Origin of the sequence: Citrobacter sp. CK194 (assembly GCF_030333395.1) — a bacterium.
Lineage (GTDB): Bacteria > Pseudomonadota > Gammaproteobacteria > Enterobacterales > Enterobacteriaceae > Citrobacter_B > Citrobacter_B koseri.
Genome location: NZ_JAOWGA010000003.1, coordinates 1 through 24866 on the forward strand (window position 1 = coordinate 1; position 24866 = coordinate 24866).

At 51.5% G+C, this 24866-nt stretch carries 22 protein-coding genes and 1 pseudogene; 9 read left to right on the forward strand and 14 right to left on the reverse strand.

Features of this window, described 5'->3' with window-relative positions; all coding sequences use genetic code 11:
• Window positions 1–171: 171 nt before the first annotated feature.
• Together mobB and mobA are read right to left on the reverse strand one after the other, a co-directional pair.
• Window positions 172–675 carry a molybdopterin-guanine dinucleotide biosynthesis protein MobB gene (mobB, locus tag OGX80_RS00020; protein ID WP_115591158.1) on the reverse strand — a complete coding sequence of 168 codons (504 nt, stop codon included), beginning with the start codon at window positions 673–675 and terminating at the stop codon, window positions 172–174.
• Window positions 672–1256: a molybdenum cofactor guanylyltransferase MobA gene (gene mobA / locus OGX80_RS00025; RefSeq protein ID WP_115182269.1), complete on the reverse strand. Its 585-nt coding sequence runs from the start codon at window positions 1254–1256 to the stop codon at window positions 672–674. Before mobA ends, mobB begins: the two co-directional genes overlap by 4 nt.
• Window positions 1257–1324: 68 nt before the next feature.
• On the opposite strand from mobA, the gene OGX80_RS00030 reads away from it, so the two are divergent.
• From OGX80_RS00030 to dsbA, 3 genes are all read left to right on the forward strand, one after another.
• Window positions 1325–1594, forward strand: a complete 270-nt coding sequence (locus OGX80_RS00030; protein WP_012133952.1) for a YihD family protein — start codon at window positions 1325–1327, stop codon at window positions 1592–1594.
• A 76-nt stretch (window positions 1595–1670) separates the two neighbouring features.
• Window positions 1671–2657 (forward strand): serine/threonine protein kinase, encoded by a 987-nt coding sequence (locus OGX80_RS00035; protein ID WP_112001472.1) that lies wholly within the window; start codon window positions 1671–1673, stop codon window positions 2655–2657.
• Between the two features lie 26 nt (window positions 2658–2683).
• Window positions 2684–3307, forward strand: coding sequence for a thiol:disulfide interchange protein DsbA (dsbA, locus tag OGX80_RS00040; RefSeq protein WP_286471064.1), 624 nt, complete (start codon window positions 2684–2686; stop codon window positions 3305–3307).
• Window positions 3308–3319: 12 nt separating this feature from the next.
• Here dsbA and yihG read toward each other — a convergent pair whose 3' ends face one another.
• Window positions 3320–4255, reverse strand: a complete 936-nt coding sequence (gene yihG / locus OGX80_RS00045; RefSeq protein WP_115182268.1) for a 1-acylglycerol-3-phosphate O-acyltransferase, YihG family — start codon at window positions 4253–4255, stop codon at window positions 3320–3322.
• A gap of 363 nt (window positions 4256–4618) precedes the next feature.
• Between yihG and polA the strand changes: the two genes are divergently transcribed.
• Together polA and spfP are read left to right on the forward strand one after the other, a co-directional pair.
• Window positions 4619–7405, forward strand: coding sequence for a DNA polymerase I (gene polA / locus OGX80_RS00050; RefSeq protein WP_049009351.1), 2787 nt, complete (start codon window positions 4619–4621; stop codon window positions 7403–7405).
• Between the two features lie 166 nt (window positions 7406–7571).
• Window positions 7572–7619 (forward strand): small protein SpfP, encoded by a 48-nt coding sequence (gene spfP / locus OGX80_RS22375; RefSeq protein WP_071892919.1) that lies wholly within the window; start codon window positions 7572–7574, stop codon window positions 7617–7619.
• 306 nt (window positions 7620–7925) lie between these two features.
• Here the strand turns inward: spfP and yihA are convergent, their stop codons facing one another.
• Window positions 7926–8558 carry a ribosome biogenesis GTP-binding protein YihA/YsxC gene (yihA, locus tag OGX80_RS00055; RefSeq protein WP_024130677.1) on the reverse strand — a complete coding sequence of 211 codons (633 nt, stop codon included), beginning with the start codon at window positions 8556–8558 and terminating at the stop codon, window positions 7926–7928.
• Window positions 8559–8798: 240 nt separating this feature from the next.
• Between yihA and OGX80_RS00060 the strand changes: the two are divergent.
• The 3 genes and pseudogenes from OGX80_RS00060 to hemN all read left to right on the forward strand — a co-directional run bounded on the left by OGX80_RS00060 (window position 8799) and on the right by hemN (window position 11273).
• Window positions 8799–9023 (forward strand): annotated as a pseudogene (locus OGX80_RS00060) (hypothetical protein).
• 178 nt (window positions 9024–9201) lie between these two features.
• Entirely contained in the window at window positions 9202–9711 is a 510-nt protein-coding gene (gene yihI / locus OGX80_RS00065) for a Der GTPase-activating protein YihI (RefSeq protein WP_012133944.1), read from the forward strand.
• 188 nt (window positions 9712–9899) lie between these two features.
• On the forward strand, window positions 9900–11273 hold the full coding sequence (hemN, locus tag OGX80_RS00070; RefSeq protein WP_101744345.1) for an oxygen-independent coproporphyrinogen III oxidase: 1374 nt from the start codon (window positions 9900–9902) through the stop codon (window positions 11271–11273).
• Window positions 11274–11363: 90 nt separating this feature from the next.
• On the opposite strand, the gene OGX80_RS00075 is transcribed toward hemN, so the two are convergent.
• The 4 genes from OGX80_RS00075 to glnA all read right to left on the reverse strand — a co-directional run bounded on the left by OGX80_RS00075 (window position 11364) and on the right by glnA (window position 15745).
• Window positions 11364–11474 carry a YshB family small membrane protein gene (locus OGX80_RS00075; RefSeq protein ID WP_096753919.1) on the reverse strand — a complete coding sequence of 37 codons (111 nt, stop codon included), beginning with the start codon at window positions 11472–11474 and terminating at the stop codon, window positions 11364–11366.
• Window positions 11475–11585: 111 nt separating this feature from the next.
• The gene (gene glnG, locus OGX80_RS00080) at window positions 11586–12995 is read right to left on the reverse strand and encodes a nitrogen regulation protein NR(I) (protein WP_012133942.1); all 1410 of its coding nucleotides are present in this window, start codon (window positions 12993–12995) and stop codon (window positions 11586–11588) included.
• A gap of 11 nt (window positions 12996–13006) precedes the next feature.
• Window positions 13007–14056 carry a nitrogen regulation protein NR(II) gene (glnL, locus tag OGX80_RS00085; RefSeq protein WP_047459914.1) on the reverse strand — a complete coding sequence of 350 codons (1050 nt, stop codon included), beginning with the start codon at window positions 14054–14056 and terminating at the stop codon, window positions 13007–13009.
• Between the two features lie 279 nt (window positions 14057–14335).
• Window positions 14336–15745, reverse strand: coding sequence for a glutamate--ammonia ligase (gene glnA, locus OGX80_RS00090; RefSeq protein WP_024130676.1), 1410 nt, complete (start codon window positions 15743–15745; stop codon window positions 14336–14338).
• Between the two features lie 377 nt (window positions 15746–16122).
• On the opposite strand from glnA, the gene typA reads away from it, so the two are divergent.
• A complete protein-coding gene (typA, locus tag OGX80_RS00095; RefSeq protein ID WP_012133937.1) occupies window positions 16123–17946 on the forward strand; it encodes a ribosome-dependent GTPase TypA in 1824 nt (607 codons plus the stop codon).
• A gap of 153 nt (window positions 17947–18099) precedes the next feature.
• Here the strand turns inward: typA and OGX80_RS00100 are convergent, their stop codons facing one another.
• From OGX80_RS00100 to OGX80_RS00125, 6 genes are all read right to left on the reverse strand, one after another.
• Entirely contained in the window at window positions 18100–18552 is a 453-nt protein-coding gene (locus tag OGX80_RS00100; protein WP_115182266.1) for a YqhG/Tai3 family protein, read from the reverse strand.
• Window position 18553: 1 nt separating this feature from the next.
• A complete protein-coding gene (locus OGX80_RS00105) occupies window positions 18554–18916 on the reverse strand; it encodes a CHAP domain-containing protein (RefSeq protein ID WP_071259439.1) in 363 nt (120 codons plus the stop codon).
• A 253-nt stretch (window positions 18917–19169) separates the two neighbouring features.
• Entirely contained in the window at window positions 19170–19862 is a 693-nt protein-coding gene (ompL, locus tag OGX80_RS00110; protein WP_024130675.1) for a porin OmpL, read from the reverse strand.
• Between the two features lie 88 nt (window positions 19863–19950).
• Window positions 19951–21345, reverse strand: coding sequence for an MFS transporter (locus OGX80_RS00115; protein WP_012133935.1), 1395 nt, complete (start codon window positions 21343–21345; stop codon window positions 19951–19953).
• 45 nt (window positions 21346–21390) lie between these two features.
• Window positions 21391–22773, reverse strand: coding sequence for an MFS transporter (locus OGX80_RS00120; protein ID WP_012133934.1), 1383 nt, complete (start codon window positions 22771–22773; stop codon window positions 21391–21393).
• A gap of 45 nt (window positions 22774–22818) precedes the next feature.
• A complete protein-coding gene (locus tag OGX80_RS00125) occupies window positions 22819–24843 on the reverse strand; it encodes an alpha-glucosidase (protein WP_115182265.1) in 2025 nt (674 codons plus the stop codon).
• Between the last annotated feature and the right edge of the window lie 23 nt (window positions 24844–24866).

Here is a 24866-nt window from a genome sequence, read left to right on the forward strand (position 1 = left end):
GTAGTGTGGGGTCTCCCCATGCGAGAGTAGGGAACTGCCAGGCATTAATTAAGTGAAGAGGCCATCCTGAGGGATGGCCTCTTTGCGTTCATGCGTCCGGCATATATGCGCTGTTCTGCCGGATGACACTGCGCCTTATCCTGCCTGCAAAAAACCTGTGCCGCCCGTGTACTATCGTCCCAGCCAACGCAAAACAAATGTAGCGATCTGTGGTATATCATTGATATCTAATAGCGGGACATCCAGGGAAAGTGGAATGTCGCTGGCGACGGCGATCACATGTTCATCAATGGACAGCTCATCCACTTCATGCCCACACCCCTGTCGGAATAATAAGATCTTCGCCACCGCTTCGTGTTTAAAACCTTCAACAAGCACTATATCCAGCTTAGAAACATCCATTCGACTCACCAGATACGTTAAATCCAGCTCAGGTTCTTCCGGTGTTTCTGTCATCAGCGCCCAACGTTGCCGACTGGCGACAAGCGTTTGTGCTGCGCCTGCCTTGCGTAACTCGTAACTGTCTTTGCCGGGCTTATCTACGTCCATATTATGATGGGTATGCTTAATTAATCCTGGGCGAACCCCTCTGGCGCATAACGCTGGAATCAATTTCTTGAGCAGCGTAGTCTTACCGGTGCCGCTCCATGCGGCTATGCCGAGTAGTGGGATCATGATTTCTCCTGCCATCTGGCGAGTTCTTCCGGCGTATTCACATTCACAAATGCCTGTTTAAAATCACTGAAATCAACAGCATGACCACCGGCCTGGCGCATAAAGACCATGACTCGCCGTTCACCTGACCGGAGATACTCCTGTAAGAAAGGTTCTACTGAGCGATTAACCAGTGCAATTGTCGGGTGGTCCCGCTCGCCGTCGTGAACCCATACGACAGGCGCGTTATTACGCTGAGCTTTTAAACGCGCAACCAGATCGCGGGGAATGTAAGGTGTGTCGCAAGGGCAAAACAGAAACCAGTCTCCCTTCTCTTGCTGTAAAACAGACAACATACCCGCCAGAGGCCCCGGAAAATCGGCCAGTGAATCTGGGATCACTTTCAGACCGCTTTGTTGATAAATATCCTGATGGCGATTCGCGTTAATCACGACGGTTTCAAGCTGAGACGCCAGCGTATCAGCAACATGCTTCCAGAGTGGTTTGCCATCCAGCTCAAGCAGACCCTTATCTGCCCCCCCCATTCGCCTGGCCTTACCGCCTGCCAGCACAACCCCCGTTATTGCACTCTCCAGATTCACTGATATCGCCTCTTTTATTGTGGGATTGACCCTGCTAACGTATCTACATCAAATTAAGGAGCACAGCCATGAAATGTAAACGCCTGAATGAAGTCATTGAACTCCTGCAACCAGCCTGGCAGAAAGAGCCCGATCTTAATCTGCTGCAATTTTTACAGAAACTGGCGAAAGAGTCAGGTTTTGACGGTGAACTGGCGGATTTAACCGACGACATTCTGATCTATCACCTGAAAATGCGTGACTCCGCAAAAGATGCGGTGATTCCTGGCATTCAGAAAGATTATGAAGAAGATTTCAAAACGGCGCTATTACGCGCACGCGGCGTGATTAAAGAGTAAAACCTTGTAAGCGGCGCCACCGAAATCGCCACAAAATGATATCCTGAATCATTCGTAGTATTTTCCGGATGATGGGATGAACGATAACGCTTTTACTTTCCAGACATTACACCCGGATACCATCATGGATGCGCTGTTTGAACAGGGAATCCGGGTGGATTCCGGTCTTACCCCGCTCAACAGCTATGAGAACCGCGTCTATCAGTTTCAGGACGAAGACCGTCGGCGCTTTGTCGTTAAGTTTTATCGCCCTGAGCGTTGGTCTGCCGATCAAATACGGGAAGAGCATCAGTTTGCACTGGAACTGGTAAAAGATGAGGTGCCGGTCGCGGCGCCGCTTGTCCTCAATGGGCAGACGCTACTGAACCACCAGGGATTCCACTACGCGATTTTCCCAAGCGTCGGCGGGCGACAGTTCGAAGCGGATAATATCGATCAGATGGAAGCGGTAGGGCGCTATCTGGGTCGCCTGCATCAGACCGGGCGTAAACATTCTTTTGCCTTCCGGCCGACAATGGGCCTGGAAGAGTATCTCATTGAACCTCGCAAACTTTTCGAAGGCGCATCACTGATTCCCGCAGGGCAAAAAGCGGCTTTCCTGAACGCGACGGACACCCTTATTGCCGCCGTTACCGAACGTTGGCATACCCGTTTTGAGACGCTGCGTTTACACGGGGATTGCCATGCCGGAAATATCCTCTGGCGTGATGGCCCGCTGTTTGTTGATTTAGATGATGCCCGCAATGGCCCTGCCGTTCAGGATCTGTGGATGCTGCTGAATGGCGATAAAGCCGAGCAGCGGATGCAGCTTGAAACGATTATCGAGGCTTATGAAGAAGTTAGCGAGTTTGATATTGCTGAAATAGAACTTATTGAGCCTTTACGCGCGATGCGTTTGGTTTATTATCTTGCCTGGCTGATGCGTCGCTGGGCTGATCCTGCGTTTCCTAAAAATTTCCCGTGGTTAACCGGGGAAGATTACTGGCAACGGCAGACTGCGACATTTCTTGAGCAGGCAAAAGTGCTGCAAGAACCCCCTTTACAATTAACGCCAATGTATTAAACGGACACATCAGGAGAGAGTTGATCATGAAAAAGATTTGGCTGGCGCTGGCTGGTATGATTTTAGCTTTTAGCGCATCGGCAGCGCAGTTCAGTTATGGTAAGCAATACATCACACTGGATAAGCCCGTTGCTGGCGAGCCTCAGGTTCTGGAGTTTTTCTCCTTCTACTGCCCGCACTGCTATCAGTTTGAAGAAGTGCTGCACGTTTCTGATAACGTGAAGAAAAAGCTGCCTGAAGGCACCAAAATGACCAAATACCACGTTGAGTTCCTGGGCCCATTGGGTAAGGACCTGACGCAGGCATGGGCTGTGGCGATGGCACTGGGCGTAGAAGATAAAATCACTGCGCCGATGTTTGAAGCAGTACAGAAAAACCAGACCGTTCAGTCTGCTGCCGATATTCGCAAAGTATTCGTTGATGCGGGTGTGAAAGGTGAAGACTACGATGCGGCATGGAACAGTTTCGTGGTGAAATCACTGGTTGCGCAGCAAGAAAAAGCGGCCGCTGATCTCCAGCTTCAGGGTGTACCGGCGATGTTTGTAAACGGCAAATATCAGGTTAACCCGCAAGGGATGGATACCAGCAGCATGGATATCTTCGTACAACAGTACGCCGATACCGTGAAACATCTGGTTGAAAAGAAATAAAAAAATCGCCGGTCATTGACCGGCGTTTTTGTTTTCCGCTTTAATCTTTTCTATCTGTTCGTCTTTTTCATTCCAGAGTGCATTCAACCAAAGCTGGAAACGGCGTTTGAATCCTTTGTCGTTCACATAGTCACCGTGCAGCTCTTCTTTAATCGGCTCCAGATCGATACGTACCACGATGCGCGTCAGTTTACCGCTCAACATATCGTAGAATGGTTTCCGATCGTTTTCCGGGTAGCAGAGGGTAATGTTGAGCAGCTTATCGAACTGAGACCCTAATACGTTTAGCGCCATCGCGATCCCCGCCGCTTTTGGTGGGAGAAGGTTTTTATATGGCGAGCGAGTTTGCAGACGTTTCTCTTCGGTAAAACGCGAACCTTCGACAAAATTTACGATCGTTGTGGGATGCGCGCGAAATTTCTCGCAAGAACGGCGGGTTGTTTCTACATCTTTACCGCGTTGTTCGGGATGACGGAGCAAATAAGCGCGCGAGTAGCGTTTCATAAACGGCATATCCAGCGCCCAGCAGGCCAGGCCGATAAACGGCACCCAGGCCAGTTGCTGCTTAAGAAAGTATTTATTCATTGGAATGTGCTTACGGAACAGAACGCAAAGCACCACGATATCGGCCCAGCTGTGATGGTTACAAATAAGCAGATACCAGTTTTTCTTGTTCAGGCCTTCCAGCCCTTCCACGTCCCATTTAAGCCACGGATTGAGATGCAGCAGCAGCGCCAACCCTTCACACCAGCAGTACATCATGAAATTACAAAAAACGGATACCTTGCGCCAGACGACAGGAATGGGCAAAAGGAGCTTCACGATCCCGGCAAGGATGATCGGCACAGAACAAAAAATAGTGACCAAAATGGTCAATACGATACTCAGCAACAGCGTTATCGCAGCGAGTATTCTTGTCATAATTAGATTATTCAACGGGTTAGCCATAAATAGTGCGCGAAAGAGACGCAAGGGGCTGATTTTATCAGAAAACGCATCAAATGACGGGTCTTAGCGAAACAGAAAAAATATTGATATCTATCCACACACTGAGATGACGCTGAATAATGGGATAAAGTTCTGGTGATTTAATTAATATGTTGAAAAATAAGAATAAGTTTAATGAAAATTAAATCATCAGGATGAAATTAAATGAAATGTAATAATTTATGCACAAAGTTATCCACAGCTCGCTTTGCGAGCGATCCAGAAGATCTACAAAACTTTTTCGACAAATGCGGCGAAAAACTCATGTTTTCATCCTGTCTGTGGCATCCTTTACCCATAATCTGATAAACAGGCACGGACATTATGGTTCAGATCCCAGAAAACCCACTTATCCTTGTAGATGGCTCATCTTATCTCTATCGCGCGTATCACGCCTTTCCTCCTCTGACGAACAGCGCAGGGGAGCCTACAGGGGCGATGTACGGTGTTCTCAACATGCTGCGCAGCCTGATTATGCAGTATCAACCGACGCATGCCGCAGTGGTATTTGATGCCAAGGGTAAAACCTTCCGTGATGAGTTATTCGAACATTACAAATCGCATCGCCCGCCGATGCCTGATGACCTGCGTGCGCAGATTGAACCGCTGCATGCGATGGTAAAAGCGATGGGCCTGCCGCTGCTGGCCGTTTCGGGCGTGGAAGCGGACGACGTTATCGGTACGCTGGCGCGTGAAGCCGAGAAGGTGGGCCGTCCGGTGCTGATCAGCACCGGCGACAAAGATATGGCCCAACTGGTGACGCCAAATATCACGCTGATTAATACCATGACCAATACGATTCTGGGCCCGGATGAAGTCGTGAACAAGTACGGTGTTCCACCCGAATTGATCATCGATTTCCTGGCGCTGATGGGCGACTCTTCCGATAACATTCCTGGCGTGCCGGGCGTGGGTGAAAAAACCGCCCAGGCGCTCCTTCAGGGGTTAGGCGGGCTGGATACCCTGTATGCCGAATCAGATAAAATTGCGGGCTTAACCTTCCGTGGCGCGAAAACTATGGCCGGGAAGCTTGAGCAGAATAAAGAGGTGGCTTACCTCTCTTATCAACTGGCTACCATCAAAACGGATGTCGAACTGGAGCTAAGCTGCGATCAGCTTGAAGTACAACAGCCAGCGGCTGAAGAGTTGCTTGGCCTGTTTAAGAAATATGAATTTAAGCGCTGGACCACCGATGTGGAAGCGGGTAAATGGCTACAGGCGAAAGGTGCGAAGCCCGCAGCAAAACCGCAGGAATCCATTGTTATTGATGAAACGCCAGACGTGCCTGCGACCGCGCTTTCTTACGATAACTACGTCACTATCCTGGATGAAGCGACGCTGGAAAGCTGGATTGAGACGCTGAAAAAGGCGCCCGTTTTTGCATTTGATACCGAAACGGACAGCCTGGATAACCATGCGGCGAATCTGGTCGGTCTCTCTTTTGCTATTGAACCGGGCGTGGCGGCCTACGTTCCTGTGGCGCATGACTACCTGGATGCGCCCGATCAGATTTCCCGCGAGCGAGCGCTGGAACTGTTGAAGCCGCTGCTGGAAGATGAGAAGGCGCGTAAGGTTGGGCAAAACCTGAAGTACGATCGCGGCGTATTGCAGAACTATGGCATTGAGCTGCGCGGTATTGCTTTTGACACTATGCTCGAATCCTACATCCTGAACAGCGTTGCTGGTCGCCATGATATGGACAGCCTGTCCGAACGCTGGTTGAAGCATAAGACCATCACTTTTGAAGAGATTGCCGGTAAAGGCAAAAATCAGCTGACCTTTAACCAGATTGCCCTGGAAGAGGCCGGACGTTATGCCGCAGAAGATGCGGACGTTACGTTACAGCTGCATTTGAAAATGTGGCCAGAGCTACAGCAGTACAAAGGGCCGCTGAATGTCTTCGAGAATATCGAAATGCCGCTGGTGCCGGTGCTTTCCCGCGTAGAGCGTAACGGTGTAAAAATCGACCCTGCCGTGCTGCACAAGCATTCAGAGGAGATCACGCTGCGTCTGGCGGAGCTGGAGAAGAAGGCGCATGAGATCGCCGGAGAAGAATTTAACCTCTCTTCTACCAAACAGTTGCAAACCATTCTGTTTGAAAAACAGGGTATTAAGCCGCTGAAGAAAACGCCGGGCGGTGCGCCGTCCACCTCGGAAGAGGTGCTGGAAGAGCTGGCGCTGGACTATCCGCTGCCGAAGGTGATTCTGGAATATCGCGGGCTGGCGAAGCTGAAATCGACCTACACCGATAAACTCCCGCTGATGATCAACCCGAAAACCGGGCGAGTGCATACCTCTTATCATCAGGCGGTGACCGCGACGGGGCGTTTATCGTCTACCGATCCTAACCTGCAAAATATTCCGGTACGTAACGAGGAAGGGCGCCGTATTCGTCAGGCGTTTATCGCTCCGCAAGATTACGTCATCGCATCAGCGGACTATTCGCAGATTGAACTGCGTATTATGGCGCACCTTTCCCGCGATAAAGGTCTGTTAACCGCCTTTGCCGAAGGAAAAGATATCCACCGGGCGACGGCTGCTGAAGTGTTTGGACTGCCGCTGGAGAGCGTTACGGCTGAACAGCGCCGCAGCGCCAAAGCGATTAACTTTGGTCTGATCTACGGCATGAGCGCATTCGGTCTGGCGCGTCAGCTCAATATTCCGCGCAAAGAGGCGCAGAAGTACATGGATCTCTACTTCGAACGCTACCCTGGCGTACTGGAATATATGGAACGCACGCGCGCTCAGGCAAAAGAGCGAGGTTATGTTGAAACGCTGGAAGGGCGTCGTCTCTACTTGCCGGATATTAAATCCAGCAATGCTGCGCGTCGTGCCGGTGCGGAACGTGCCGCCATCAACGCTCCGATGCAGGGGACGGCAGCAGACATCATCAAGCGCGCTATGATTGCCGTCGATAAATGGCTGCAAGATGAACAGCCGCGCGTGCGTATGATCATGCAGGTACACGATGAACTGGTGTTCGAAGTGCATAAAGATGATCTCGACGTGGTATCGAAAAAGATCCATCAACTGATGGAAAACTGCACGCGTATTGATGTACCGTTGCTGGTGGAAGTGGGTAGCGGCGAAAACTGGGATCAGGCGCACTAAGGCTTTACTGAATAACGCGCTTTTTTCGTAACTAAGCAACATAAGATAGAACGTTTTGTGATGATCATTAGAATTCCCTATGTAAAGAATGAAAAAAAATTACAAAAAGTGCTTTCTGAGCTGCTCAAAAAAGAGTAAAGTTATTCGCGTAGGGTACAGAGGTAAGATGTTCTATCTTTCAGACCTTTTACTTCACGTAATCGGATTTGGCTGAATATTTTAGCCGCCCCAGTCAGTAATGACTGGGGCGTTTTTTATTTTGCTCGTCATACTTCAAGCTGCATACGCGTTGGCTTCGAATTACTCGGCTCATCCATGAGCCTCACCCTTACGGGCCGCCGCTTCGCGGCGTTCAAATCTGTTCCAGACAGATTTGTCGCTCACCCCAGTCACTTACTTATGTAAGCTCCTGAGGATTTGCTGTGTTGCCGCCTTTATGCAACTCGAATTATTTAGAGCAAGAATAAAGAACTGTAGGCCGGATAAGACGCGCAGCGGCGCCATCCGGCATATCGGTGGGTTATTCCCCGTCCTGCGTCTCTTCTACGGGGGCCAGATCGTTAAACCAGCTATCCAGTTTCTGACGTAATTTATCCACGCCTTGCTTCTTCAGGGAAGAAAACGTTTCTACCTGCACATCGCCGTTAAAGGCCAGTACCGCTTCACGCACCATATTCAGCTGCGCTTTACGTGCGCCGCTGGCCAGTTTGTCCGCTTTGGTGAGTAAAACCAGAACCTGAATGTTGCTCTCTACGGCCCACTGGATCATCTGCTGGTCGAGATCTTTTAACGGGTGACGGATATCCATCAGTACCACCAGGCCTTGCAGGCTCTGACGTTTTTCCAGATATTCGCCCAGCGCGCGTTGCCACTTACGCTTCATCTCTTCCGGGACTTCTGCATAGCCATAGCCGGGCAGGTCAACCAGACGTTTGCCTTCAACCACCTCAAACAGGTTGATGAGCTGAGTACGGCCCGGTGTTTTGGATGTACGCGCCAGACTCTTCTGATTCGTAAGCGTGTTCAGCGCGCTGGATTTGCCTGCATTGGAACGGCCAGCAAAAGCCACTTCGATTCCGGTATCGGAAGGTAAATGGCGAATATCAGGCGCACTCATCACAAAGTGCGTCTGTTGATAATTCAAATTAGTCAAAGCGGTCGTCTCCGTCAGTCAAAGCTTTGCAGCGATTATACCTGAACAGCGGCAAAAGACGGATTTTTCAGCATGGGGATGTGTGTAAGCTAAAACCATGCTCTTTGTGAGACATTGCCGATTGTTCTTATGCGAAATTTCAGAGTAAGCGCAGACCGAAAGTTAAGATAAAATAATAAAATCATAACGTTATGTTTCATGCAATATTCTGAAAAGTGGACATTCGCGTTTCGATTACTTGTGCGTTTATGCCAGAAGAGTAAAGTAGCATCCATAGCGAGGAAGCTGTCAGGATTACGACTCAGGATGAGGGTCAGGAGCGCCAGGAGGCGAAGACGCAGGATTTGTCAGGAAGACAAACGTTCGGAGACGTTAGTAAAAGGAAATGGAAACAACACGGAATGTTTCAGGCTAAGGGAAAAACAGGGCGTGTTGGTAGCCAACAGGGATCGTAGAGCCCGTTAGGGTTGTTAGACAGCAAAAAAGGCGACAGATTACTCTGTCGCCTTTTTTCTTTATAGGGTTTCTGCTAGATTCCGCGGCAAATGAAACTCGTCATACTTCAGGTTGCATGTGCGTTGACTTCCTGCAACTCGAATTATTTAGAGTATATACTGACTAAAACAGCCAAAGACGAATCACTATGAAATCAACTTCTACACCACGCGGTAAAGGTCCCGCAAAAGCGCGTCGTAAAACACGCGAAGAGCTGAATCAGGAAGCGCGCGACCGTAAGCGTCAGAAAAAACACCGTGGTCATGCGGCGGGGAGCCGTGCGACAGGTGACAACGCGGCTTCAGGCGGTAAAAACCAGAACAAGCAGAAAGATCCACGAATTGGCAGTAAAACCCCCATTCCCCTGGGTGTGACCGAAAAAGTCACCAAACAGCACAAACCGAAGAGTGAGAAACCTATGCTTTCACCGCAGGCTGAGTTGGATTTACTGGAAACGGATGAGCGCCTGGATGCGCTGCTGGAACGTCTGGAAGCAGGCGAAACCCTGAGTGCGGAAGACCAAACCTGGGTAGATGCCAAACTGGATCGTATTGATGAGCTGATGCAGAAGTTGGGCCTCTCTTATGATGACGATGAAGAAGAGGAAGAGGACGAAAAGCAGGAAGATATGATGCGCCTGCTCCGGGGCGGCAACTAACGGGTTTACACCGTGGGCCTTCCCGTCCTGCTTATAACCCTTCCGGTTGTATGTTATCTGGTGTGGTTATTCGTTAAACTACAGCGGTTGTCGCGGCGACAGAAGTGGCTGCGCAACCGGTTTATTACCCGTAGTGGGGTAAAGCCGGTACGCCGTACCCGCCAGCGACGCCATCGGAAGGAGTGAGCATGTCTGAACAGTTGATAGACTGGGATCTGGCCCTGATCCAGAAATATAACTATTCCGGGCCACGATATACCTCGTATCCCACAGCGCTGGAGTTTTCGGAAGACTACGGCGAAGAGGCATTTCAGCACGCTGTGGCGCGTTACCCTGAACGTCCGCTGTCTCTGTACGTTCATATCCCGTTTTGCCATAAATTGTGCTACTTCTGCGGTTGCAACAAGATTGTGACCCGCCAGCAGCATAAGGCCGACCAATATCTCGATGCGCTTGAACAAGAAATTATTCATCGCGCGCCGCTGTTTGCCGGACGTCGCGTTAGTCAACTGCACTGGGGCGGCGGAACGCCAACGTACCTGAATAAAGCGCAAATCAGTCGGTTAATGACGCTTCTGCGTGGAAACTTTCATTTTAACGATGACGTCGAAATCTCGATCGAAGTCGATCCCCGTGAAATTGAGCTGGATGTGCTCGATCATTTACGCGCGCAAGGGTTTAACCGCCTGAGTATGGGAGTGCAGGACTTCAATAAAGACGTTCAGCGTCTGGTTAACCGCGAGCAGGATGAAGAGTTTATCTTCTCGCTGCTCAATCATGCGCGCGAGATAGGCTTCACCTCGACGAATATCGATCTGATTTACGGGCTGCCAAAGCAAACGCCGGAAAGCTTCGCCTTTACGCTCAGACGCGTGGCAGAGCTGAGCCCCGATCGCCTGAGCGTCTTTAACTACGCTCATTTGCCCACGTTATTCGCCGCTCAGCGCAAAATCAAAGAGGCCGACCTGCCCAGCGCGCAGCAAAAACTCGATATCCTGCAAGAGACCATCTCGTCGCTGACGGAGACGGGCTATCAGTTCATCGGGATGGATCACTTTGCCCGCCCGGATGACGAACTGGCCGTTGCCCAGCGTGAGGGTGTTCTGCATCGTAACTTCCAGGGCTATACCACTCAGGGCGATACGGACCTGCTGGGGTTGGGCGTTTCCGCCATCAGTATGATTGGCGACAGCTACGCGCAGAACCAGAAAGAGCTGAAGCGCTACTATCAGCAGGTGGATGAGCTGGGGAATGCGTTATGGCGCGGCATTGTGCTGACCCGCGATGACTGCATTCGTCGGGATATTATTAAGTCGCTGATCTGCAACTTCCGTCTCGATTACGCAGCGGTTGAACAGCAGTGGGATCTCAACTTCGCGGCGTACTTTGCGGAAGATTTAGCGCTGCTGGCGCCGCTGGCGAAAGATGGGCTGGTGGATGTGGATGATAAGGGGATTCAGGTTACGCCGAAAGGCCGTCTGCTGATCCGTAACATCTGTATGTGCTTTGATGCTTATCTGCGCCAGAAAGCGCGGATGCAGCAGTTCTCACGGGTGATTTAGTGGCGTTGCCCGGTGGCGCTACCGCTTACCGGGCCTACAAGTTAACATCAACCGTAGGTCGGATAAGCGTTAGCGCCATCCGGCACGCATTTAGCTAAACAGCCCAACCAGCGCTGCACACAGCACTGCGGCAACCGCAGTTTGTGGCGTGTGGCTGTCGACCGCTCCGCTCGATACCAGATTGATTAATGATTCCAGCATGATGATTCCCCCTGTTTGCCGGGCATGATCATACTCAACTCATCGGAACAGTAAAGCGCAAAATAACGGCAATTTGCGCTTAAATATTAATCTTTACACAACGATGAATCGTCACTCCATACCCAGCTCTTTTAGCTTGCGAGTCAGGGTGTTACGACCCCATCCCAGCAGCCGTGCCGCTTCCTGTTTATGCCCCTGGGTATGACGCAGCGCGGTGGTTAACAGCGTACGCTCCAGCTCAGGCTGCGCTTCAGAAAGCAGGTTTTGATGACCGGAACGCAACGCGCGATCCGCCCACTGCGCCAGCAATGTGGCCCAGCTGTCTGACTGTATGTGCGACTGGCTGTCTGGCACCGTGGCTTCAAACAGCTCGCCGGGTAAGTCCTGAATCAGAACCTCCTGTCCGGCGGCCATCACCGTTAACCAACGGCAGGTATTCTCCAGTTGACGCACGTTGCCAGGCCAGGCCAGACGCGTCAGCGCCGCTTCGGTTTCCGGGTGGAGCAATTTGGCTTCGACGCCCAGCTCGCGAGCAGCCACTTGCAGGAAATGCCGCGCCAGGCGTGGAATATCTTCCCGGCGCTCGCGCAGCGGCGGTAAATGTACGCGAATCACGTTCAGGCGGTGGAACAGATCTTCACGGAACTTACCTTCCTGTACGCGTAATTCCAGGTTCTGATGGGTGGCGGCGATAATCCGCACATCAACCTTCACTGGCGCATAGCCACCAACGCGGTAAAACTGCCCATCGGCTAAGACGCGTAGCAAACGCGTCTGCACATCCAGCGGCATATCGCCGATCTCATCGAGAAACAGCGTGCCGCCGTCGGCCTGCTCAAAGCGCCCCTGACGAATGGTATTCGCCCCGGTGAACGCCCCTTTTTCATGACCAAACAGTTCGGACTCGATCAAATCCTTCGGAATAGCCGCCATATTCAGGGCGATAAAGGGAGCTTTAACGCGTGGGCTATGGCGATGCAGCGCATGGGCGACCAGCTCTTTACCGGTCCCGGACTCGCCGTTGATCAGCACGCTGATAGACGAGCGTGAGAGGCGGCCAATAATGCGAAAGACATCCTGCATCGCGGGCGCTTCGCCGATGATATCGGTTGTCGGGCCGTTGATCTGGACATTGCGCGGCTGTTGCTGCTCCTGATAATGGCTGATCGCGCGTTCAACCAGCGCGACCGCTTCGTCAATATCAAAAGGCTTTGGCAGATAATCAAACGCGCCTTGTTGATAAGCGCTGACGGCGGCATCGAGATCGGAATGCGCCGTCATTATGATGACCGGAAGCATTGGGTGACGCTGTTTGATCTGTTTTAACAGCGCCAGTCCGTCCATTCCCGGCATACGGATATCCGACAGCAGGACATCCGGCGTTTTACTCGCCAGCGCGTCCAGCACTTCGTTGCCGCTTTCAAATGTGGTGCAATGTAATCCCGCCCCAGCGAGCGCACGTTCAAGCACCCAACGGATGGAACTATCGTCATCGACTACCCAGACTATCCCTCGTTGCATAAACGTCACCTTTATTTCCTGATAGGCAGGTAAACCGAGAACTCGGTATGACCCGGCCAACTGGTAAATTCAATTTTGCCGGAATGCTGATCAATCAAATTACGGGCAATGGATAAGCCCAGCCCGGTACCGCCTTCGCGACCGCTGACCATCGGGTAAAACAGCGTGTCCTGTAAATGGGACGGAATACCCGGCCCGTTGTCCTCAACGTCGATGCGTGCCGCCAGGCGATAACGCACGCCATGCAGCGTCAGCTGGAATGCGGTACGGGTACGCAGAATGATTTCACCGCCTTCCGGCCCTAACGCCTGTAAAGCGTTACGCACGATGTTCAGCAGGACCTGTTCAATCTGGTCCGGGTCGTGAGGCAGTTCCGGCAGACTGGGGTCATAATCACGAATCAGCGTGACGTTCTCCGGCAGCTCCATCGACACCAGTGCGACGACGCGTTCTGCGACTTTGTGGATACTCTCCGTGACGTGCATACCCGGCTGTTGCGGCCCCAGCAGTCGGTCAACCAGATTACGCAGCCTGTCGGCCTGCTCAATAATGACTTTGGTGTACTCCAGCAACGCCGGGTCAGGCAGGGCTTTACTGAGCAGCTGGGCTGCGCCGCGTAAACCACCAAGCGGGTTTTTGATCTCATGCGCCAGACCGCGCACCAGATCGCGGGCGGCGATTTGCTGGGCATGCTGAAGCTGTTCCTGGCTCAGGCGACGCTGGTTATCCATCGGCGCCATTTCCAGCAGGATGAAGTTATCCGGCAGGCGCTGGGCGGTTAGCGAGAGAATATGAGAGCGCCCGTCGATCACCAGCGTGACTTCGTTGTCCGTAAATCCCTGACCTGCTTCCAGGCTTTCGCGCATCAGCCCAATATTTAATGAAAAATAGCTCAACAGCTCAGGCAGCGGCGTACCAAACAGCTTGCGGGCGCTTTGGGCGAGCAGCTGTTGTGCGGCCGGGTTGGCGTAATGCACCGCCAGCTCGTCGTCGACCAGTAAAATGCTGTTGATTAAAGAATTGAGGATCTGCCCAGCATCGGGCTGCGTGCCTGTTGCCATTTAGCAGTCTCCTGGAATAGTTTGCACCAATTTAGTGCATTATAGCTTTTTACGTGTAAAAAGCGCGTGGGATCAGAACGTTGGTGGAGAAAAAAGCCCATCGTGTGATGGGCTACAGATGAGTGGCAAACGTTGTGCCGGATGGCGGCTTTGCCTTATCCGGCCTACAAGGTGATGTTACCGGTAGGCCTGATAAGCTTGCGCCATCAGGCGTCTTATCATTCGCCATCAATCTCAAACCTGCCTGAACAGGCTAAAAGTTCCACGGCAACTCAACGATTAAACGCTGTAGTACAGCTCAAACTCTACCGGGTGCGGCGTCATGCGCACGCGGTCATTTTCTTCAATGCGCAGGGCGATGTACGCGTCAATCGCTTCATCAGTGAACACGCCGCCTGCTTTCAGGAATTCGCGGTCAATATCCAGCTCGTTGAGCGCTTCTTCCAGAGAGCCTGCAACCTGTGGGATCTCTTTCGCTTCTTCCGGCGGCAGGTCATACAGGTTTTTGTCCATCGCTTCGCCTGGGTGGATCTTGTTCTTAATACCGTCAAGACCCGCCATCAGCAGAGCGGCAAAGCACAGGTACGGGTTCGCAGCCGGGTCCGGGAAGCGCACTTCGATACGACGCGCTTTCGGAGAGGCCACAACCGGAATACGGATAGAGGCAGAACGGTTACGGGCGGAGTAGGCCAGCATGACCGGTGCTTCATAACCCGGAACCAGACGTTTGTAGGAGTTGGTGGTCGGGTTCGCCAGGGCGTTGATCGCTTTCGCGTGTTTGATTACGCCGCCGATGTAGTACAGCGCCTGCTCAGACAGACCCGCATATTTGTCGCCGGAGAACAGGTTAGTCCCGTTTTTGGACAGGGACATGTGGCAGTGCATACCGGAACCGTTATCGCCGAACATCGGTTTTGGCATAAAGGTCGCGGTTTTACCGAAACGGTGAGCGACGTTGTGCACAACGTATTTGTAGATCTGAATTTCGTCCGCTTTTTTGGTCATGGTGTTGAAGCGGGTTGCCACTTCGTTCTGACCTGCGGTTGCCACTTCGTGGTGGTGTGCTTCTACAACCAGACCCATTTGCTCCATAACGGAACACATTTCAGAACGGATGTCCTGAGAAGAGTCTACCGGCGGAACCGGGAAGTAACCGCCTTTTACTGCCGGACGGTGACCTTTGTTGCCACCTTCGTACTGGGTGGAGGAGTTCCATGCGCCTTCGATATCGTCGATAGCGACGTGGGAACCGGAGATAGAAGAACCGAAGCGGATATCGTCAAACAAGAAGAACTCTGGCTCTGGCCCGAACAGAACGGTGTCTGCGATGCCGGTAGAGCGCAGGTACTCTTCCGCGCGCTTGGCGATGGAACGCGGGTCGCGATCGTAGCCTTGCAGGGTGCCTGGCTCCAGGATGTCGCAACGAATAATCAGCGTAGAATCAGCGTAGAACGGGTCAATGACCGCAGTGGATGCGTCCGGCATCAGAACCATGTCGGATTCGTTGATACCTTTCCAGCCACCGATCGAGGAGCCGTCAAACATTTTGCCTTCTTCAAAGAATTCGGCATTCACCTGATGAGCAGGAATCGTGACGTGCTGTTCTTTACCTTTGGTATCGGTGAAGCGCAAATCAACAAACTTCACTTCATGCTCATTCAGCATCGTCAAAACGTGTTCAGCGGACATACTTAACTCTCCCGGATTGGTCATTGTCGTCGTGGTAACGAAGTCTTCAATTCTGCAAAAATTGGCCGTGTCGCCGTAAAAAATACAAAGCGAAATCTGTGCCAACTTTTAAATTGCCCCTAAAAGGCGTTATCATGCGCACCATCGTGCAAAAGGGCCGCACCATAGTGGATATGTTGCACCAATATAGTGCTTTAATGTGAACATTAAGCACCATGTTGGTGCAATGGACAGTGAGTGACCCTTTTAACGCTCCGTGAAAGCGATCACAAAGAAACTCTGCAATACTTGTTTGCGGAGGATCTCTGTGATCCTGTTTTGTAGTGCGATTAATCCGTGTACAATAACGCGCTATTTCTAATGCCTGAGGCAAAGTTGTGATCGAAAATTTGCGTAACATCGCCATCATCGCGCACGTTGACCACGGTAAAACTACCCTGGTCGATAAGCTGCTACAGCAATCCGGTACGTTTGATGCGCGTGCCGAAACTCAAGAGCGTGTGATGGACTCCAACGATTTGGAGAAAGAGCGTGGGATTACCATCCTCGCTAAAAACACTGCTATCAAATGGAATGATTACCGTATCAACATCGTTGATACCCCAGGACACGCCGACTTCGGTGGTGAAGTTGAACGTGTAATGTCCATGGTAGACTCCGTGCTGCTGGTGGTTGACGCATTTGACGGCCCGATGCCGCAGACGCGCTTCGTGACCAAAAAAGCCTTTGCTCATGGCCTGAAGCCGATTGTTGTTATCAACAAAGTTGACCGTCCTGGCGCGCGCCCTGACTGGGTTGTAGACCAGGTATTCGACCTGTTCGTTAACCTCGACGCGACCGACGAACAGCTGGACTTCCCGATCATCTACGCTTCGGCGCTGAACGGTATCGCAGGTCTGGATCACGAAGATATGGCGGAAGACATGACCCCGCTGTATCAGGCGATCGTTGACCACGTACCGGCACCGGACGTTGACCTGGACGGCCCGCTCCAGATGCAGATCTCTCAGCTGGACTACAACAACTATGTTGGCGTTATCGGCATTGGTCGTATCAAGCGCGGTAAAGTGAAGCCGAACCAGCAGATCACTATCATCGATAGCGAAGGTAAAACCCGTAACGGTAAAGTGGGCAAAGTGCTGACTCACCTGGGTCTGGAACGTATTGATAGCGACCTGGCGGAAGCGGGCGATATCATTGCAATCACCGGTCTGGGCGAGCTGAACATCTCCGACACCATCTGCGATCCGCAGAATGTTGAAGCGCTGCCAGCGCTGTCTGTTGATGAGCCGACCGTTTCTATGTTCTTCTGCGTAAACACCTCTCCGTTCTGCGGTAAAGAAGGTAAATACGTGACCTCTCGTCAGATCCTTGAGCGTCTGAACAAAGAACTGGTACACAACGTTGCGCTGCGCGTTGAAGAAACCGAAGATGCGGACGCGTTCCGTGTATCCGGTCGTGGTGAACTGCACCTGTCCGTTCTGATTGAAAACATGCGTCGTGAAGGTTTCGAGATGGCGGTTTCCCGTCCGAAAGTTATCTTCCGCGAAATCGACGGCCGTAAACAAGAGCCGTACGAAAACGTCACGCTGGACGTCGAAGAGCAGCACCAGGGTTCTGTGATGCAGGCGCTGGGCGAGCGTAAAGGCGACCTGAAAAACATGAATCCAGATGGCAAAGGCCGCGTACGTCTCGACTACGTGATCCCAAGCCGAGGTCTGATCGGTTTCCGTTCAGAGTTCATGACCATGACCTCCGGTACGGGTCTGCTGTACTCCACCTTCAGCCACTACGACGATATCCGTCCGGGCGAAGTGGGCCAGCGTCAGAACGGCGTACTGATCTCCAACGGTCAGGGTAAAGCGGTTGCGTTCGCACTGTTCGGTTTGCAGGATCGCGGTAAGCTGTTCCTGGGTCACGGCGCGGAAGTTTACGAAGGCCAGATCATCGGTATTCACAGCCGTTCTAACGACCTGACCGTAAACTGCCTGACCGGTAAGAAACTGACCAACATGCGTGCGTCTGGTACTGACGAAGCAACGGTTCTGGTTCCGCCGATCAAGATGACCCTGGAGCAGGCTCTGGAGTTCATCGATGACGACGAACTGGTAGAAGTGACTCCAACCTCTATCCGTATTCGTAAACGTCACCTGACGGAAAACGATCGTCGTCGTGCAATGCGTGGCGCGAAAGAAGAGTAATACGGGCCTACCGTGAAATGCCCGATGGCGCTTCGCTTATCGGGCCTACAAAATCGGCCTGATAACTCCGATTCGTAGGCCGGATAAGGCGTTAGCCGCCATCCGGCAACAAAAAGCCGCTGATTTCAGCGGCTTTTTTTGACTCTCGATTTATTACTGTAAGCTGCTATTGTGGTAAATCTCATGTCCGACGACTGACTGAACTCTCCACCTCCCTCCCTCCCGGACCATACAATCAACGACAATGTGATCGCGTTTTTTGCCAAATGACACATATACATTCACACAAACCGGATCATAATCGGATGAAACTACGGTTACGTTGGTTGGCCAGTCATCGCCAATGTATTGCGCCTTAATAAAGAAGTCAGCGTCATAAAATTCATCGTCCGCGTATTTAGGATCTTGCGCATGACGCAGCTTTTTCATCGTGTCTGACGTAACAAAGTTATCAATTTCATGACCGGCGCTGATAGGATAAATATCTTTATTTATCTGATTAATATACCATTTATTGAATTCAAGCGCCCGAGATATGGGGGTTTTATCATCAATTGCGCCAAATGTTGCGAAACTGATGGAAAGTAATATCAATAATTCTTTCATATTAATTGTGCCTGTAAAGTTTAAAAGCAGGATGTAGCTCCCTGTAATGTGGGCCAGGGTACATACTGCGTTGAATGAAATCGGAATACCATGTTCCCATCCCATCGTAAATACAGGTATGACCATATTGATGCGGGCCAGGTAATGCGCTTATCACTGCGACATCTCCTTCCATCGGTTCACCATAAACTTGCCTGAATCCGGCACGCTCAAGTGAACGATCAAAATTCATGGCATTGGCTCCCTCAATCTGAATACCGCCAGCTCGTATCGCGGCTGCAACGGCACGGGCACAAAAATGAGTACTTTGTTGGTGTGCATGCTGGCGTGCAAAGGTTACTGCGGAATGTTTATTCCATGACATTATAATAACTCCTTTATTGTTAATATATACCAATGTATTTCGCGTTACATCAAGGTGGCGACGTAGCTGTGTCGCTACCGTCCTGCTACTTGAATTATGTAAGGTATAAAAAAGAAGTTATTACATTATTTATATAGGATGTGTATTATTAAATGTTTTCTATATATTAATGAAAATAAATTATTATTATAATTTAAATGTTTTCATAAAAATTAAAAATGCGATCTTTCAGTTGAAGATCGCATAATTAAAATCAGAAGAAATATTTTACCCCGACACGAATCTGGTTTTGCTCCCGATGGTAGGGCTCCACATTGCGATCCAACCAACGTAACTCTAAGTACGGCAGCCAGTTCTGGTTAATCCGGTATCTGAAAGTATTGGTAATTTCCCAGTGGTGTTTGGTTCCGTTGCTGCTGTTAAAATCATTCACATTATAAAAATAGTGTGGCTCAAAGGTATAAGAAAATTTATCAGTAATGATGAAATTCCAGTAGTTGCCGATTTCATAGCTATCGTTATTATCTAATTCACCATTTAAATCAGTAGAACTGTAGTTATTATGGTTGTAACGGTTACGAACCGTCAGGTTAAACCACGGCGTGAATTTATAATTGACGTCCAGATAAACAGCGCCGCCAGAACCGATGCTTTTATCGTTTATCAGACCACCGGGTTGAATGGTTAACCGGTCCGTCGGTTTAAATAACGGATACCAACCCTCAATTTCATTATAGCCATGCTTTAATTCATCATCACGCTGTAGCGTATAGGTGTTGGTTAACATAATTCCAGCCCCCATATCGGAGTTGTAGCCAACGCGCAGCATGAATTCCATTTGATCGGATGCCAGATTATAGGCCTCGCGGTTTTCCACATACGCGCCCGCAAAAACAGAAGTGGAGATAACAGAGGATAACAGCATTATTGTGTTCAACGTTTTCATAGTAAATCCATTTTTTAAGCGTAGGGAGCCGCTATCCATCGAAATGGATAGAGCGGCAATTATTTTATTTAATTAGAACAGAGGTTTTTTAATGGCTTACAACGCCGGTTTGTATCGATTGTTTCTTTCGTTGGCTAATTTCCTCAATAATAAAAGCAAAACGTTTTTCATTGAGCTTATAAAAAAAGCCCATTGTGAGTGCGGCGATAATCGCCAGGCCGCATGGCCAGAGAAATATCAGCTGACGCAGGCCAAGTAACGTCTCCGCGCTTTGCGCTATGTTCGGCACGTAGCCAATTTGCGTCAGCATAATGCCGGGCAAGAAACCCGCCAGCGCCGCAGAAATTTTTCGTGAGAAGGTATAACCGGTATAGACCGACCCTTCCGCACGAATGCCTGTTTTCCATTCGCCGTAATCGACCGTATCAGGAACCAGCGCCCAGTTCAGGCTGTTAACGAACGCGGTGCCGAAAAACGCCATGCAGGAGAAGATCACGAACAGGAAAGAGGTTCCACCCCAGAGAAAGTTCAGCACATCGCCGATAGCCCACAGCGTCAGGCCGCCGAGATAGACCTGCTTTTTCCCAAACCGTTTTACGGTTACGGGCACCAGCAGTACGCCGACCAGAATGCACCCCATACTGAAAAATCCCATCCATGACAGCAAATGGATGTCGTTCAGCACGTACTGGGTGTAATAGACCTGAATCGCCAGTTTGATGTTAAACGCGGCCAGCGTACATAAGTTGGCCACGCAGAGCACCAGCAGCGGCGGATTGCGGAAAATCGCACAGAAGGATTTAAGAATGCTGGGCTTATGGTGGGCCGGAACGATATCGATATACCGTTCTTTCACCCCGCTGAAACACCACCACATACTGAACAGGCCGCAAACGGAGAAAATCAGCGCGGCTACCAGATAACCCAGAGAAGATGACTGGGTAAAGAGCGCCTGAATCGGCATAAAGCCAACGGTACACAGCAACAGACCGAGCGTTGCGCCGCCCTGACGCCATGCTGCGAGTTGGGCGCGCTCATGCGGGTTTCTGGTGATAGCGGGCACCATCGCCCCGTATGAGCAATTCATCAGGCTGTAAAACAGGCCAAACAGCATGAACAGTACGGTTGCCAGCGCTGTTTTGACCGTCAGTGTAAAATCGGTGGCGAGAAACTGCGCGCTGGCAACCAGCGCGACAGGAAATGATGCATACAGAATGAAAGGGCGAAACTTACCTTTAGCGCCAATATGACGACGGGAATCCAGCAGCACCCCCGTCAACATATCGGTGAACGCGGTAAAGAACTTCGCCACCAGAAAGATAATTCCACCGTAATATGCGGGCATCCCCAGTTCATCGGTATAAAACTTAAGCAGATACAGCGTACCGATACACAGCATCAAATTTGAGCCGAAGTCACCCATGCCATAGGCATATTTTTCCCGTAGGCTCAGTTTTAGCGTCAGCGGATCATGGTCAGACATAATCGCTCCTCAATAACGCCCCGAAGGGCGCCTTTATTATCATTGTTAAGCCGTTTGTTTACGGGCTTCTATCTCTTCAACGATGCGGACATACATCTTCTCGTTGAGGTTGTAGAAACACCCCATTGCAATGATGGTTATCACCGCCAGCGCGCACGGATAAATGAAGATCAGCTGCCGCAAACCTTCGACAGTGCCTGCCGATTGCACCACATTGGGCACGTAGCCGATTTGGGTCAGCATCCAGCCGGGGAAGAAGCCCGCCAGCGCCTGAGACACCTTACGGAAGAAGGTAAAACCGGTGTATACCGTTCCTTCTGAACGCACGCCGGTGCGCCATTCACCGTATTCCACCGTGTCGGAGACCAGCGCCCAGTTCAGGCTGTTCACAAACGCTGAACCGAAAAACGCCAGGCAGGAAAACGCGACAAAACTGACCGAGCCGCCGCCAAAGAAGTAGTTGAGAAGATCGCCGATAACCCAAACCAGCAGGCCGCCGATGTAGACCTTTTTCTTGCCGAAGCGTCTTACCGCGCCGGGCATTAAAAAGACGCCGATGAAAATGCAGCCCATGCTGAAAAAGCCCATCCAGGAGAGAAGGATCGGGTCATTCAGTACGTACTGGGTGTAATACACCTGGATCGCCAGCTTAACGTTGAAAGCGCCCAGGGTGCAGAGATTCGCGATACATAAAATGAACAGCGGACGGTTCCCGGCAATGGCGCGAAACGACTGGAGCAGCCCCGGTTTTTCGGTCGCTTCAACCGGTTTTACCTCCACATAGCGCTCTTTGACGCCTGCGTAGCAGAGCCACATAAACAGCAGGCCAAACAGTGAGAACAGCGTGGCGGCGAAAATATAGCTTAGCTGTGCGTTCCCTTCGATCAGATTCATCACCGGAACAAAACCGACGGTGCACAGCAGCAGGCCGAGCGTGGCGCCGCCCTGACGCCAGGCGGCAAGCGAGGCGCGCTCATCCGGGTTTTTGGTAATGGCGGGCACCATCGCGCCATACGAACAGTTCATCATGCTGAAGAACAGGCCGTACAGCATAAACAGCACCGTCGCCATCACCGTCTTACCGGTGATTTCAAACGGCGTGCCAACAAAGTTGGCGATGGCCAGCAGGGTCACCGGAAACGCGGCATAGAGCACGAACGGACGGAACTTGCCTTTCGGGCCGATTTTACGCCGCGAGTCGAGCATAATCCCGGTGCCCATATCGGTGAAGGCGGTAAAGAATTTGGCGATCAGGAAAATAATACCGCCATACGTGCCCGGTAGACCCAGCACATCGGTATAAAACTTAAGTAAATAAAGCGTACCAATATCCAGCAGGATATTGGAGCCTAAATCACCCATCCCATAGGCAAGTTTTTCTTTAAACGGCAAGCGTAGGGTCGCCGGATTTGATGACGTTTGACTCATTATTTTTCTCCATATGCCCGTGAGTTTCCCCACGGGCGAGCCGTATTAGATAGTGCGTAAAGAGGCAAACAGTGATACCCACTCGCTCTCTGCACGGTAAAAGACCGGAGGCTTGCCGAGCGGCGCGTCCACGGTAATCTCGCCGCCGCGAAGCGTTTCGCCCGTCCACGCGTTGATCCAGTTATCCTCAGGCAGATATAGCGTCCAGTCGCGGCGTCCTTGTTCGTGGACCGGCGCAACCAGCAGGTCGCGACCCAGCAGATACTGATATTTCAGGGTGTAGGTCTGCGCATCGTCCTCGTAGTGCAGGAACAGCGGGCGCATGACCGGCAGACCGGTTCTGGCGTTCTGCGCCACCGCCTGTTTGAGATACGGTTTCAGGGTGGTAAAGACGGTTGTCATACGGGCAAAGTGGGCGATGGTTTCCGCGTCGCCATCAAACTGCCAGTTATCGCCGGGGCGGTTCCCTTCGTGGGTACGCATCATCGGGGTGAAGGCGCTGAAGTCACACCAGCGCAGCAGCAGCTCTTTACTGCGCTTCATGTCGAACAGGGTGGTATAACCGCCAATATCGCTGTGATGCAGACCGTGACCCGTCATCGCCAGCGACAATGCGGCAGGCACCACGGAGGCGAGACCGTCGTCCAGACTCCAGTCGACGTTCTGATCGCCCGCCCACATCATGGTGGAGTATTTCTGGCTGCCGGTATAACCCGCACGCATAAAGAACAGGATCTCGCCCAGCTTGCCGGTCTCTTGTAGCGCTTCGTAGTTACATTTCGCCCACAGCGCCGGCCAGGCGTTATGCATAATTTCCGCGCTGACGCCGTTATGCAGGTAAGTGTCGGTTGGCAGGTATTCCCCGAAATCCGCCATCCAGCCGCCGCAACCCAGCTCAATCATGTTTTTCTTGATGACATTCTTGAACCAGTCATAGGCTTCAGGATTGGTCAAATCCACGACGCCGCCATAAAACTCGCCGAACTCAACCAGATAGTCATCGCCCGCAGCGTCTTTTGCCAGATAACCGTGTCTGGCCGCTTCGGCGCAAAGATCTTTATCGCTGGCGACGTAAGGATTGATGTAGGAGAGGAACTGCACGCCTTCTTCTTGCCACTGCTTGATACGGGTATCCAGCTGCGGATAGTTGTCGCTGTTCCACTTCCAGTTCCACATCACGCGTTTGCCGAAAGAGGTCATGCGGATGCCGGACCAGTCCTGCGCCCAGATGCCATTCACCTTCACGCCTGCGTTGCGCATGGTGTCCAGCTTCTGCTGGCAGACGTCGGTGCCGCCCTGAATGCCGAGCGTCACGCCGTCGTAAACCCAGTCCGGCAACACCGGCTGGCGGCCTAACAGCGCCGTCAATTTTTCCAGCAGGGCGATGTAGCTGTCGGCGCATTCAAAACGCAGGGTGGCGTTGTCTTCCCATAGCGCCAGCTCATGGTATTCCGGCGCGCTAAAGTCGAAATTCATGTAGCAGCTGTTATCGACGTGGCAGTAGTACTTTTGCGTGCTGACAAAAGTGGGCTGTGGGAAAAAGGTCCAGTAGTAATCCCCGCCCGCGTTTTCTTTGCAGTCCGCCTGCCAGGTGACATAGCTGTTTTTGTTGCGCCCGACGCCTTGTTCGCTGGTCCAGAGCGGGAAAGGCTTGCCGCGTAAATCGAAATAAGAGAATTGTTCGCCGCAGCCATAGATGTGATCTTCTGGCTGGGCGGCCAGGCGTAACCAGATGCGGTTATGGGTAAGAGCGCTGTTTTGCAGTTTCAGCGTCAGGCGGCCCGCCTCATCGGTGGCGATGTGTAACGCTGCGCTGATGGCATCGCCGCGATTGAAATGGATCAACCAGCCATCCGGGGACTGGCTTATCGTTGCGTCAGTCAGCGCGATTTTCTCATTCAGCTTATCTTTTATGCTGAAATTACCGCGAAACATGTCGATATCGGCGACGCCGGCGCCGATCCACAGGCAGGGATTTTCTGCGCTGTGGGATAGCAACAGACGATCTTGCCAGCTCAGGGTGAAGCCGCCATCGGTTGTTGTCAGGGTGATATTGTGTAGGGTATGCATAAGTTTTCTATCCTCAATGTTGC